Source organism: Streptomyces caniscabiei (assembly GCF_014930365.1).
Lineage (GTDB): Bacteria > Actinomycetota > Actinomycetes > Streptomycetales > Streptomycetaceae > Streptomyces > Streptomyces caniscabiei.
Genome location: NZ_JABXWI010000003.1, coordinates 616,682 through 628,992, shown reverse-complemented (window position 1 = coordinate 628,992; position 12,311 = coordinate 616,682). Strand labels below are relative to the sequence as shown.

Genomic DNA, 12,311 nt, shown 5'->3' with positions numbered 1-12,311 from the left:
CGCCCCGCGGACCGCCTTGCTGCAATCGACGGCATGACGACCAACCACCGCATTGCCCTGATCCCCGGCGACGGCATCGGCGCCGAGGTACTGCCCCCAGCACAGCAGGTGCTCGATGTTCTCGGCCGCCGCCACGGCTTCAGCCTGTCCTACACGTCGTACGACTGGTCGTGCGAGCGGTACCTGCGGGAGGGCGCGATGATGCCCGCCGACGGGATCGACCAGCTGCGCGACAAGGACGCGATCCTGCTGGGCGCCGTCGGCTATCCCGGAGTGCCGGACCATGTCTCGCTGTGGGGGTTGCTGATCCCGATCCGGCGCAGCTTCCGCCAGTACGTCAACCTCCGGCCCGTCCGTGTCTTCGCGGGCATCGACAGTCCGGTGCGCGGCGCACAGCCGGGCGAGGTCGATCTCGTCGTCGTGCGGGAGAACGCCGAGGGCGAGTACAGCGAGATCGGCGGACGGCTGAACCAGGGCACGCCCGAGGAGCTGGCCGTCCAGGAAGCGGTGTTCACCCGGGCCGGGGTCACCCGTGTCGCCGACTACGCGTTCTCGCTCGCCGCCCGCCGCCGAGGGAAGCTCACCTCCGCCACCAAGTCCAACGGCATCATTCACACCATGCCGTTCTGGGACGAGCTGATCGCCGAGCGGGCCGCCGAGCACCCCGGCGTCACCTGGGACCAGGAGCACATCGACGCGCTGGCGGCCAAGTTCGTCCTCGACCCCGCCCGCTTCGACGTCGTCGTCGCCTCCAACCTCTTCGGCGACATTCTCAGCGACCTCGCGGCCGCGGTCGCCGGATCCATCGGCATCGCCCCGGCGGCCAACCTCAACCCCGAGGGCGACTTCCCCTCGATGTTCGAGCCCGTACACGGCTCAGCGCCCGACATCGCGGGCCAGGGCATCGCCAACCCGTTGGGCGCGATCTGGTCCGCGGCCATGATGCTCGACCACCTCGGCCATCCAGCGGCGGCCAGGGACATCACCGACGCGATCGCGTCGGTCCTGGCCAGGACCGATATCCGCACCCGTGACCTGGGCGGAACCGCGACCACCGCCGAGTTCACCGACAGGCTGATCGAGCTCCTCTGAGCCATGCTCTTCCGTGGTGGGCGGCAGGGACGACGCCGCCCACCAGTCATTCCCGCGCGCCCTCTGCCGCTGCTTCTCCCGCGTCCAGAACCAGCACCGCGACGTGCAGGGACGTTCGCTCCAGACCTGACTCCAGGTCGCAGCCGAGGAGCCGCTCGATGGTGTGCAGGCGCTGGTAGTACGCCTGCCGGGACATGCCGGCGCGTTTCGCCGCGACCGACTTGTTCCCGGCCGCCGCCAGATAGGCACGCAGTGCCGGGAGCAGATCGCCGCCGTTGCGGTCGTCGTGCTCGATGAGGCGGGTCAGTTGCCGTTCGGCGTACCGCTGAAGACGGGTGTCCTCGCGAAGGACGCCCAGCAACTCCGGCAGCCGGACGTCGGCGGGGACGTAGAACCACCGCTCGGGTGAGGCCGGTGTGATGGCCTCGGCCGTCTGCTCCGCCTCCTGCCACGACCGGGCGATTCCGCCGAGGTCGGTCACCCCGGGGCCGACGGCGACGACTGCCCGCGGTCCGAGCTCTTCCCGGGCCAGGCGGCCGATCCGCTCGGACACCGGCTGCCAGGCGCTCGCCTGTGCCAGAGCCATGAGTACACCGATGCGGCCGGGGGCCGTCTCGCCGACCAGGGCGCGGACACCGGTGTGCGTCAGTGCCTTCGCGATGCGTTCGTCGAGGTGCTCCCGCTCGGTGCCGGTGTGCGGGTGGCGGATGACCACGGCGAAGAGGCGGTGTCCGAGAGTGGGCAGTCCCAGTGCCTCGGCGCGGGCGCGGGCGTCCGCGGGGGAGCGGAAACGCCGCTCGTACAGGTCCCGCAGTACGGAGCGGTGGGCTCGGCGCTCCCACCAGGCCTGCCCCGCCAGACGCGCCATGGTCAGTGCGATCGCCGCACGCTCCAGCACCAGGACGTGCTCCGGGTCGGGCTCGGCGCTCAGCCGGTCCTCCAGCAGGACCAGCCGCCCCCACGGGCCGTGGTGGTCCTGCACCGGCGCGATCAGCCACCCCTCCGGGCCGCTCGGCGTGATCCTCTCCGGCGTCGGGGCGGCCCGCGAACGCCGCGACCAGGCCGACACCACCGGCTCGTACGGCCGGCCGAGCAGCTCGCACATCAGGACCCGGTGGGTGAGATCCTCCAGCACCACGGGGGCTCCGGTGAGCTCCGCGGTGGTGTGCACCAGTTCCTCGGCGTCCGCGCCCCGCAGTGTCAGGGCCGTGAAGATGTCCTGGATGTCCCGCCCGCGGCGCAGCAGGGCCCCCTGGGCGTCGAGGATGAGCGCGTGCACCGTGTGCGTGACGTCGATGAACCGGACGCCGCGGGCCAGCTCGACGAGCGGCACATCACGGGCACGGCACGCCGCCACCAGCTCGTGGGGCACTTTCTGGTACCGATAACCGAGCTCCACGATCAGGCCGGCCGCGCCGACGTCCGAGAGCTGGTCGACGTAGCCGCACAGCTCTGAGGCGTTCTCGGGATGCGGCCTGCCGGTCGTCAGTACCAGCTCGCCGCCCTCCAGGAAATCGGCGGGGTTGAGCAGTTCGGTGACATGCACCCAGCGCACTGGGCTGTCCAGCCGTGACTCGCCTGCCAGTACGCGAGGCATCCCCTCGGCGAGCACGGGCAGGCGCAGTACCTCCCGGAGTGTGGGGAAGTGGCCGGTTATGTGACGTCTGGGTGGCATAGATGGTGCTTTCATGCGGGGGAATGGGGCTCACCTTCGCATCGGCCACTCATCGTGACAAGAGGGGGGCCGGCTTTGACGCCGCCCAGCCGTCCGCAGTGACAGACCGTCTCAAGAAGGCCGCGAGGCGGAACACAGTGTGGGTTGCCCTGCAGGTTCCCCCGGGCGGAGAGTGAACGCCATCCCCAGCAGGACGCGAACCGGAAAGGTCCGCACGGTGTCCGCACAGTGCTGGGGCCCGACTGCCACCCACCACACCATCGAGAGGAGCGACCTCATGGGCGTCCCGAAGCGCGTCGCCGTGATCGGTGCCGGCAGCATGGGCAGCCAGGCCATGTGGCGACTGGCCGCCCGCGGAGCCGAGGTCATCGGCTACGACCGCTACGCACCGGGTCACGACCGCGGCGCGGCCGGGGGCGAGAGCCGCATCTACCGTGCCGCCCACCTCGGCGAGCCCGGGTACATTCCGCTGCTGCAGCTCGCGGACCGGATGTGGGAGCAGCTCCAGGCGGAGACGGGCCGGCCGCTGCGACGCCGCAGCGGCAGCCTCGTGATGGGAGAGACCGTCTCACCGTCCATGCGCCTCCTCCTCTCCATCAGCGCAGCCCACGGGCTGGATCACGAGGTACTGGACCGGGAGGAACTCGCCCGCCGCTACCCGCAGCACCGGCTCCCGGACGGACACACCGCAGTCCTCGACCGGTTGGGCGCCGTCATCAGGCCGGAGGCGTCGATCCAGGCCGCCGCCGCACGCGCCGAGCAACTGGGCGCCCGGCTGCACCGCTACACCACGGTGCGCGAGGTCGTCCCCGCGGCGGGCGGCGGGGTGCAGATCGTCACCGACCTGGGCACGGACCACGTGGACGCCGCCGTGGTGACCGTGGGCCCCTGGATCAACACCCTGATCCCGGACCTCCCCCGGACCGTCGACGTCCGCCGGGTGATCTGCTCCTGGCACCTGCCCACCCGCCACGACTGGTTCGCGGGCGGTGCCCCTTCCTTCGTGCGCGCCGCACCCCACGACTGCTTCGGAATCCCGTCGCCCGACGGCATCTCCGTCAAGCTCGGTCTCTCCTTCAACTACCACGCCCCGGTGCCCGAGCCCGATCGGCTCGACCGTACCGTCCGCCCCGAAGAACTCGGTGTCTTCCGCGGGCTCATCGGTGAACTCATGCCCGACCTGAACCCCGACCCCATCAGGATGTCGGCGTACATGGAGGGCTACACGGAGTCCGGAAACCCGCTCGTCGGTCATCTCCCCGGCGAGGACGACATCATCGTCCTGGCCGGCTTCTCCGGCAGCGGCTTCAAGTTCTCGCCCGCGATGGGAGAGATCGCCGCCGACCTGGCGCTCGACGGCGCCACGGAGCACCCTGTCGACTTCCTCGCTCCGGCAGGAACCGGCGCCACCTGACCCCGGCGAACGTCGACGGCACCACCCTCCACTCCGACACCTCTGTCACCCGAAAGCGGTGTCGCCCGTAACCAGTCCCCCGAACCAAGAAAGTGGAGCACTTCCATGCCCATTCCCTCGTTCCAGTTCCGCCCGAAGTACGTCTCGTTCGACTGCTACGGCACGTTGATCGAGTGGCCGATGACCCCCATCACACGTGAACTCGTCGGCGACCAGATCCCGGCCGAGCACTGGGACCAGTTCGTCAAGGAGTTCCGCGGCTACCGCTACGACTCGGTCCTCGACAAGTACTACCCCTATGAGCAGACACTGCAGGCCGCCTTCGAAGGAGTCTGCCGCAAGTGGGGCATCAAGGCGGCCCCGGACGCCGGCAAGCGGCTCGCCGACGGCGTGCGCAGCTGGGGCCCGCACGCGGATGTGCCGGAACCGCTGAAGAAGATGGGCGAGAACTACAAGCTGGTGATCCTCTCCAACGCCGACGATTCCTTCCTCAAGGAGAGCGTGCCCCGGCTCGGGGCCGACTTCCACGCGGTCTTCACCGCGGAGCAGGCCGGCTATTACAAGCCCCGCTACGCCGCGTTCGAGTACATGCTCGACCAGCTCGACGCGTCCCCCGAGGACTTCGTGCACGTCTCCTCGCACACCCGCTACGACCTGATGCCGATGCACGACATGGGCTTCCGCAACCTCGTCCTCCTGGACCGCGGCTGCGACCCGGTCACCCACGGATACGACTATGTGACGGTGAAGTCCCTGGACGAGCTCAACACCATGCTCGGCATCTGACTCGCGCCGCACACCGTGCGCCCCGACACCTCGCAGGAGTCGCAGTCCATGCCGGCGACGCCCGCGTAGAACTCGAAGTACCGGGTTCAGGGCGACATCCCGCGCCGCATCATCGCCACGGCCGGCAGCGGGGAGCACACGGTCCCCGCCCTGGCCGGCGGATCCCCTACCGCATGCGCGGCCTCACCCTCCCGACGCGGGACCGGCCGACCTGGCCCTCCCGTGGGACCCCGCCACGGCCACGCGCCCAACCCTGCGGCGCACAGACCAGGGCGTCGATTCCGACGAGGCGGATCACCACCCCTAGACCCAGCTCCGGCTGCCGCTTTCCACGTCCCCAGCCGCTCCCCTTCTCGCGGCCGGCACCACCAGGAGGCACACGATGAAAGACACCCGAATAGACCGCAGACTGTTCCTGAGAGGGATAGGCGGGGTCACGGCGGGTGCAGCCGCCGCGACCGCCCTCAGCGCCTGCGGTACCGGTACCAGCCGGTCCGCCACGGGCAGCGGCAAGGGCGGCGGCAAGACGGTGGTCGTCCGTGACAGCGGCGGCTCCTACGGTGCGGCGCTGCAGAAGGCGATCTACACGCCGTTCACCCAGGAGACCGGCATCCAGGTCAAGGTGCTCAACCTGGACAACGCCCCGCTGCTCGCCCAGATCAAGCAGGGCCGCCCGCAGTGTGACCTCATCAACGACGCGATGGTGTCGCACACCAAGTACGTCAAGCAGGACGCGCTGGAGGCGCTGGACCTCGACCGGCTCAAGAGCGTGAAGAGCGCGAAGATCCCCGAGAACCAGATCACCCAGCATGCCATCGGCTACGGCTTCTACGGCCAGTGCATCGCCTACCGCACGGACGCCTTCGGCGGCGAGAAGCCCGAGTCGTGGGCGGACTTCTTCGACACCACGGCGTTCAAGGGCGGCCGTGCGATGTGCAGCCCGGACGGTGACCTGCCGGAGCTGGAGTTCGCGCTGCTGGCCGACGGCGTCCCGATGGACAAGCTGTACCCGCTCGACGTCGACCGTGCGTTCAAGGTGCTGACCCGGCTGCGCGGCGACATCAAGAAGTTCTGGGACAGCGGCCCACTGCCCGGTGTGCTGCTCAGCCGCCAGGAAGTGACGATGTCCACCGTCTGGGACGGCCGGATCGCCGACCTGCAGAAGCAGGGCGTCCCGGTGGAGCGGCAGCTCAACGGCATGCGCCGCCAGTTCTCCGGTTATGCCATCGCCAAGGGCGCGGCCAACGTGGACGCCGCCTACCAGCTGATGGACTTCTCGCTCCGGGCCGAGAGCCAGGCCGCCCTGGCCAAGGCCTTCCCGCTGAACCCGGCTTCCCCGCTGGCTTACGCCAAGCTCAGCGAGGACGAGCGCAACGCGCTCGCGGGTGCGCCGAAGTACTACGACAAGGGCTTCGACGCGGACATCGACTGGTGGCTGAAGAACGAATCGGCTGTCACCAAGCGCTGGTTGGAGTGGGCTCGTGGCTGATTTCCGTGTCGCCACACCGTCCGTCGCGGTGGCCGGCAACAAGTCGGCCACCGCGACCGGCAAATCGCTGTCGGTGGTGGCTCTGCGCAAGACCTACGGCGACGTCGTCGCCGTCGACGAGGCGTCCATGGAGATCGCGGCGGGTGAGTTCGTCACCTTCCTCGGCTCCTCGGGGTCGGGCAAGACCACGACGCTGATGATGATCGCCGGGTTCTGCGAACCCGATTCCGGCACCGTCACCGTCGGGGACCGTGACGTCACCCGCCTCGCCCCGCAGAAGCGTGGCCTGGGCTTCGTCTTCCAGCAGTACCTGCTCTTCCCGCACATGACGGTCGCCGAGAACGTCGCCTTCCCGCTCACCCTGCGCGGTGTGCCGAAGGACGAGATCCGCCGCCGGGTGGGGGAGACGCTGGAGATCGCCGGTCTGTCCGGGTTCGGCGGGCGCAAGCCGCGTGAGCTGTCCGGTGGTCAGCAGCAGCGTGTCGCCCTGTGCCGGGCGCTGGTCTACCGCCCGCCGGTCATCCTCATGGACGAGCCACTGGGTGCGCTGGACAAGAAGCTGCGTGACCAGCTGCAGGTCGAGATCAAGAGCATTCAGCGGGAACTGGGCCTGACGGTCATCTATGTGACGCACGATCAGGAAGAAGCGCTGGTCATGTCGGACCGCATCGCGGTGATGCGCAACGGCCTGATCGAGCAGTTCGACACCCCGAGGGAGTTGTTCGAACGGCCGAAGACGCCGTTCGTGGCGGACTTCCTCGGCGCGGCGAACTTCCTGCCCGGCCGCGTCGACAAGCACGACGGCGATCACACCCTGGTCCGTCTGGACGGCAGTGGCGGCCTGCTCGAGGCGCGCCGCCACCAGCTCGCTCCCGGTACTCAGGTGAAGGTGGCTGTGCAGCCGGGCCGGCTGCGGGCTTCCGCCGCCGACGACGGGTTCTGTACCGGCACGGTCGAGACCGCCACCTACGTGGGCACCCTGGTCCGCGCGGGCGTGCGCATCGACGGCGGTGACGGGCCGCTGCTGCGCCTGGAAGTACCCGCGGGCCGGGGTCCGGTCGCGGGCGAGCGGGTCGGGATCACCGCCGACCCCGAGGACGTCAACCTCTTCGCCGACGAACAGGGCGGGTGAGCCATGGCCGCCACCCTCACAGCCACTGCCCCGGCTCGTCCGCGCAAGCTGCTGGCCTCACGTAGGACCCGCGTCGGGATCCTGTACGCGCTGCCGGTCGTCGTCTATCTGCTGGTGCTGTTCGTCTACCCGATCTTCTCCACGCTGCTGCTGAGCCTGAAGGACGCGGACGGATCGTTCACCCTGCACTGGTACGCCGACGCCCTGACCGGCGTCAACTTGTCGGTGCTGTTCACCACGCTCAGGATCTCCGCCGAAACAGCCGTGCTGAGCCTGGTCTTCGGGTTCGTCCTGGCCCAGGCGATCTCCCGGCTCAAGCCCATCCTCGCCGGCATTGCCATGCTGGTCGTGGTCGTGCCGCACTTCGTCAGCGCCCTGGTACGCACCTACGGCTGGATCATCATGCTCGGCGACAAGGGCCTGGTGAACGAGAGCCTGGCCTGGGCACCGGGCGCCCCCTACCAGCTGCTCTACAACGAGCTCGGCGTGGTCATCGGCACCACCTCCATGATGCTCCCCTACACCGTGCTGCTCCTGTACGGAGTGATGCGCGGGGTGGACCGGCGCCTGCTCGCGGCCGCGTCCAGCATGGGCGCCGGCCGGGTGACCATCTTCCGCCGGGTGTACCTGCCGCTGGTCGCCCCGGGCCTGGCCAGTGCCGGACTGCTCAGCTTCATCCTCTCCCTGGGCTACTACATCACCCCGGCCCTGATGGGCGGACCCAACCAGACGATGATCGCCACCCTCATCAACCAGCAGGTCACCAAGGAGAACCAGTGGAACGGGGCCGCCGCCCAGGGCGTCATCCTGCTGCTGCTCACCTTCGCCGGACTGCTGCTGGTCAAGGCCGTCAGCTCCCTGGGCGCCAGCCGTAAGAAGAGGAGCTCGTCATGATGGAACTGCGCAGCAGCCTGACCGGGCGGATCGTCCTGACCGCCATCGCCACCGTGATCCTGCTGTTCCTGGCGCTGCCGATCGTCGTCATCCTCGTCACCTCCTTCAGCAGCAACGCCTTCGCCGCGTTCCCGCCCGAGACGTGGACGCTGAACTGGTACAAGGCCCTGTTCGCCGACGGCAGCAAATGGCCCGCCGCCATGTCGCTCAGCGCCCTGGTCGCCGCCCTGAGCACCGTGTTCTCCCTCATCATCGCGGTGACCGCGGCGACCGCCCTGGTCCGCAGCGAACTCCCGCTGCGCTCCGTGGTCTTCGCCCTGGTCCTCGGACCGCTGGTGATCCCGCAGATCGTCACCGCACTCGGGCTCTTCCTGCTCTTCGAGCCGGCCGCGATGCTGGGCAGCCCCATCGCCATCGCGCTCGGCCATACCGTGCTCGCCTCACCGATCGCGGTGCTGATCCTGATCGCGACCCTGCGCGGCATCGACGAACGCCTGGAGGACGCCGCGGCCAGCATGGGCGCCGGCCGGCTCACCATCGCCCGGCGCATCACCTTCCCCCTGGCCGCACCCGGCATGATCGCGGCGGCGATCTTCTCCTTCATCACCAGCTTCGACGAGTTCTACATCTCCCAGTTCCTCTCCTCCGTCGACACCGTCACCCTGCCGGTGCAGGTCTACAACTCCCTCACCTTCGAGATCGACCCCAGCGTCACCGCCGTCAGCGCGCTCCTCACCGCCTTCGCGATCCTCGCCCTCGGCCTGGTGGCCCTGGTCCGCTGGATCGGCTCCGGACGACAGGGCTCCCTGCTCTCGGTCGAGAACACGGCAGGGGTCGCCAACCCCGGAGGCGCGACGGTATGACCGCAGCCACCGCCCGGCGGCACCCGCTGAACATGACCGCCGACGGATCGTTCGCGATGCCGGGCCAGGAAGTGTTCGTCGTCCGCCGCAGCGAGGACCCGTACGTCGAAGACATCGACCGCAGCCCCGTCGGCCGGGTCCAGGTGGGTCCGGCAGCCTCCCCCTTCGAAACTCCCCGCTAAGGACCCGACATGAAGACGATTCCCTACTGGACAGATACCGCTGGGGAGTTTCCCGACCGGTCCGGCAAGCCGCTGCCCGAGGACACCGACGTGGTGGTCGTCGGCGCCGGCCTGACGGGTCTGTCCACCGCCCTGCACTCCGCCCGCAAGGGCGCCCGTGTCACCCTCGTGGAGAAGGGCCAGATCGGCTCCGGTGCCTCCGCCCGCAACGGCGGCATGGCCAACCTGGGCTTCACCATCGGCGTGGGCCAGGCCATCCGCCGGTACGGACTCGAACGGGCCCGCGAGATCTACAACTCCTACGGCGAGGCCGTGGACACCGTCGAGCGGCTCGTGAACGAGGAGTCCATCGACTGCCAGTTCCGCCGCGTCGGACGCCTGGGCGTCGCGTCCCGCCCCGCGCACTTCGAGAGCAAGAAGACCCAACAGCGTGACCTGGCCAAGTACTTCGGACACAAGACCACGCTGATCGGCAAATCCGAGCTGCGTTCCGAGATCGGCTCCGACGCCTACCACGGCGGCCTGCTCGACCCGTTCAGCGCGGCCCTGCACGTCGGCCGCTTCGTGCACGGGATGGCCGAGGCGTGCGAGCGCACCGGTGTCGAGATCCACGAGCGCAACGCGGCCATCGGCGTGCGGCGTACCGCCGCCGGCGGGTTCGAGGTCAGCACCGAGCGCGGTGTCATCCGTGCCGGGCAGGTCATGATGGCCACCGACGCCTACACCGACAAGAACTTCCCCTGGCTGCGCCGCCAGCAGGTCTGCGTGGGCAGCTTCATCATCGTCACCGAGCCGCTCGGCGAGGAACTCGCCCGGGACATCATCCCCAAGGCCCGCCTCATCGTCGATTCCAACAAGGTCTGCCACTACTTCCGGCTCACCCCGGACAACCGGCTGCTGTTCGGCGGCCGCGCCCGCTTCGCACCGTCCGACCCCACCTCGGACAAGAAGAGCGGGGCCGTTCTGTTCCACGAGATGTGCGAGATCTTCCCCCAGCTCTCCCGCACCAGGATCGAGTACGTGTGGGGCGGCTCCGTCGGCTTCGCCATGGACCGCATCGTGCACGCCGGGCAGACCGAGGACGGCGTCTACTACTCCATGGGATACGCCGGTCACGGCGTGCAGATGGCCACCCACATGGGGCAGGTCATGGCCGAGGTGATGGACGGCCACCCCGAGGTCAGCCCCGTCCGCGACATCGCCCCACCTCGCATCCCTCTCTACAACGGCACTGCCTGGTTCTTGCCCTTCGCGGGCGCCTTCTACAAGACGCTCGACCGCATCCGCTGACCGGTCGGCAGTCCCACTACACCTACAAGGAGATACCCACGATGACTGTCGTCCGTGATGTTCCCAAGCAGCTGTTCATCGGCGGCGATTGGCAGGACGCGGAGTCCGGCCGGACCCTGTCCGTCGACAACCCGGCCACCGGCGAGGAACTGTGCCAGGTCGCCGACGCCTCACCCGCCGACGGCCGGCGTGCCGTCGAGGCGGCGGTCGCCGCGCAGGCCGCCTGGGCCGCCACCCCGCCGCGCGTGCGCAGCGAGATCCTGCGCCGCGCCTACGACATCATCATCGCGCGCACCGAGGACCTCGCGCTGCTGATGACCCTGGAGATGGGCAAGCCCCTGGCCGAGGCACGTGCCGAAGTGGCCTACGGCGCGGAGTTCTTCCGTTGGTTCTCCGAGGAAGCCGTGCGTATCGACGGCGGCTTGATGACCGCCCCCGACGGGAAGAACCGTCTGCTGGTCGCCCGTCAGCCCGTCGGCCCCTGCCTGCTCATCACTCCCTGGAACTTCCCCCTGGCGATGGGCACTCGCAAGATCGGCCCCGCCGTCGCCGCCGGCTGCACCATCGTCCTCAAACCCGCCCCTCAAACCCCCCTGACCAGCCTCGCCCTGGCGGAGATCCTCACCGAAGCGGGCCTGCCGGCCGGCGTGCTGAACATCGTCACCACCACCGACGCCGCCGGCGTCGTCGAACCGCTCCTTCGCGGCGGGAAGATCCGCAAGCTCTCCTTCACCGGCTCCACCCAGGTGGGGCGGATCCTGCTGGCGCAGTGCGCCGACACCGTCATCCGCACGTCCATGGAACTGGGCGGCAACGCCCCCCTCATCGTCTTCGACGACGCCGACCTCGACGTGGCCGTCGAGGGCACCATGGTCGCCAAGATGCGCAACATGGGCGAGTCCTGCTGTGCGGCCAACCGCATCTTCGTCCACACCTCCGTCGCCGACGAGTTCGCCCAGCGCCTCACCGCCCGTATGGCCGCTCTCACCGTCGGTCCCGGCACCGAACCCGGCACCGACGTCGGCCCCCTCATCGACCTCGCCGGCCGCAGCAAGGCGCACGACCTGGTGCGGGACGCCGTCAAGCGCGGTGCCACCGCCCTGACCGGCGGTGAACTCCCTGAGGGGCCGGGCTGCTTCTACCCGCCCACCGTCCTCACCGGTATCGCCCCCGACTCCGCGATCATCGACACCGAGATCTTCGGGCCCGTCGCCGCGATCCGCGCCTTCGAGACCGAGGACGAGGCCGTCGCCGCCGCCAACGACACCGAATTCGGTCTGGTCGCCTACCTGTTCACCCAGAACCTCGACCGTGCCATGCGTGTCGCGGAGCGCCTCGAAAGCGGCATGATCGGCATCAACACCGGACTGGTCTCCAACCCCGCCGCGCCTTTCGGCGGCGTCAAGCAGTCCGGCCTTGGCCGCGAAGGCGGACTCGTCGGCATCGACGAGTTCCTGGAGTACAAGTACATGGCCGTCCCCGTCGGAGCCTGAC

General features: G+C 69.3%; 11 protein-coding genes. 10 read left to right on the top strand and 1 reads right to left on the bottom strand.

What is annotated here, in order from left to right:
• Nucleotides 1-33 precede the first annotated feature (33 nt).
• The gene (locus HW837_RS10935; RefSeq protein WP_093790487.1) at nucleotides 34-1,092 is read left to right on the top strand and encodes a tartrate dehydrogenase; all 1,059 of its coding nucleotides are present in this window, start codon (nucleotides 34-36) and stop codon (nucleotides 1,090-1,092) included.
• Between the two features lie 46 nt (nucleotides 1,093-1,138).
• On the opposite strand, the gene HW837_RS10930 is transcribed toward HW837_RS10935, so the two are convergent.
• Complete coding sequence (locus tag HW837_RS10930; RefSeq protein ID WP_193381261.1) at nucleotides 1,139-2,767, bottom strand: PucR family transcriptional regulator; 1,629 nt, start codon at nucleotides 2,765-2,767, stop codon at nucleotides 1,139-1,141.
• Nucleotides 2,768-3,044: 277 nt separating this feature from the next.
• On the opposite strand from HW837_RS10930, the gene solA reads away from it, so the two are divergent.
• The 9 genes from solA to HW837_RS10885 all read left to right on the top strand — a co-directional run bounded on the left by solA (nucleotide 3,045) and on the right by HW837_RS10885 (nucleotide 12,310).
• Complete coding sequence (gene solA / locus HW837_RS10925; RefSeq protein ID WP_093790488.1) at nucleotides 3,045-4,181, top strand: N-methyl-L-tryptophan oxidase; 1,137 nt, start codon at nucleotides 3,045-3,047, stop codon at nucleotides 4,179-4,181.
• Between the two features lie 105 nt (nucleotides 4,182-4,286).
• Nucleotides 4,287-4,967, top strand: a complete 681-nt coding sequence (locus HW837_RS10920; protein WP_045561034.1) for a haloacid dehalogenase type II — start codon at nucleotides 4,287-4,289, stop codon at nucleotides 4,965-4,967.
• Nucleotides 4,968-5,349: 382 nt separating this feature from the next.
• The gene (locus HW837_RS10915) at nucleotides 5,350-6,456 is read left to right on the top strand and encodes an ABC transporter substrate-binding protein (protein WP_045561033.1); all 1,107 of its coding nucleotides are present in this window, start codon (nucleotides 5,350-5,352) and stop codon (nucleotides 6,454-6,456) included.
• The gene (locus HW837_RS10910; RefSeq protein ID WP_193381260.1) at nucleotides 6,449-7,588 is read left to right on the top strand and encodes an ABC transporter ATP-binding protein; all 1,140 of its coding nucleotides are present in this window, start codon (nucleotides 6,449-6,451) and stop codon (nucleotides 7,586-7,588) included. The genes HW837_RS10915 and HW837_RS10910 overlap by 8 nt, the downstream gene beginning before the upstream one ends.
• Before the next feature lie 3 nt (nucleotides 7,589-7,591).
• On the top strand, nucleotides 7,592-8,482 hold the full coding sequence (locus HW837_RS10905) for an ABC transporter permease (RefSeq protein WP_045561031.1): 891 nt from the start codon (nucleotides 7,592-7,594) through the stop codon (nucleotides 8,480-8,482).
• On the top strand, nucleotides 8,479-9,345 hold the full coding sequence (locus tag HW837_RS10900) for an ABC transporter permease (RefSeq protein WP_045561030.1): 867 nt from the start codon (nucleotides 8,479-8,481) through the stop codon (nucleotides 9,343-9,345). The genes HW837_RS10905 and HW837_RS10900 overlap by 4 nt, the downstream gene beginning before the upstream one ends.
• Nucleotides 9,342-9,527: a hypothetical protein gene (locus HW837_RS10895; protein ID WP_193381259.1), complete on the top strand. Its 186-nt coding sequence runs from the start codon at nucleotides 9,342-9,344 to the stop codon at nucleotides 9,525-9,527. Before HW837_RS10900 ends, HW837_RS10895 begins: the two co-directional genes overlap by 4 nt.
• Nucleotides 9,528-9,536: 9 nt before the next feature.
• Nucleotides 9,537-10,817 (top strand): NAD(P)/FAD-dependent oxidoreductase, encoded by a 1,281-nt coding sequence (locus tag HW837_RS10890; RefSeq protein WP_193381258.1) that lies wholly within the window; start codon nucleotides 9,537-9,539, stop codon nucleotides 10,815-10,817.
• Nucleotides 10,818-10,858: 41 nt separating this feature from the next.
• Nucleotides 10,859-12,310, top strand: a complete 1,452-nt coding sequence (locus HW837_RS10885) for an NAD-dependent succinate-semialdehyde dehydrogenase (RefSeq protein WP_193381257.1) — start codon at nucleotides 10,859-10,861, stop codon at nucleotides 12,308-12,310.
• The last annotated feature ends 1 nt before the right edge of the window (nucleotide 12,311 follow it).

Bases quoted from the DNA above. Each gene is read 5' to 3' on its own strand.
- solA (WP_093790488.1), top strand. From the start codon at position 3,045: ATGGGCGTCCCGAAGCGCGTCGCCGTGATCGGTGCCGGCAGCATGGGC.
- HW837_RS10895 (WP_193381259.1), top strand. From the start codon at position 9,342: ATGACCGCAGCCACCGCCCGGCGGCACCCGCTGAACATGACCGCCGAC.
- HW837_RS10890 (WP_193381258.1), top strand. From the start codon at position 9,537: ATGAAGACGATTCCCTACTGGACAGATACCGCTGGGGAGTTTCCCGAC.
- HW837_RS10905 (WP_045561031.1), top strand. From the start codon at position 7,592: ATGGCCGCCACCCTCACAGCCACTGCCCCGGCTCGTCCGCGCAAGCTG.
- HW837_RS10900 (WP_045561030.1), top strand. From the start codon at position 8,479: ATGATGGAACTGCGCAGCAGCCTGACCGGGCGGATCGTCCTGACCGCC.
- HW837_RS10920 (WP_045561034.1), top strand. From the start codon at position 4,287: ATGCCCATTCCCTCGTTCCAGTTCCGCCCGAAGTACGTCTCGTTCGAC.
- HW837_RS10915 (WP_045561033.1), top strand. From the start codon at position 5,350: ATGAAAGACACCCGAATAGACCGCAGACTGTTCCTGAGAGGGATAGGC.
- HW837_RS10930 (WP_193381261.1), bottom strand. From the start codon at position 2,767: ATGCCACCCAGACGTCACATAACCGGCCACTTCCCCACACTCCGGGAG.
- HW837_RS10885 (WP_193381257.1), top strand. From the start codon at position 10,859: ATGACTGTCGTCCGTGATGTTCCCAAGCAGCTGTTCATCGGCGGCGAT.
- HW837_RS10935 (WP_093790487.1), top strand. From the start codon at position 34: ATGACGACCAACCACCGCATTGCCCTGATCCCCGGCGACGGCATCGGC.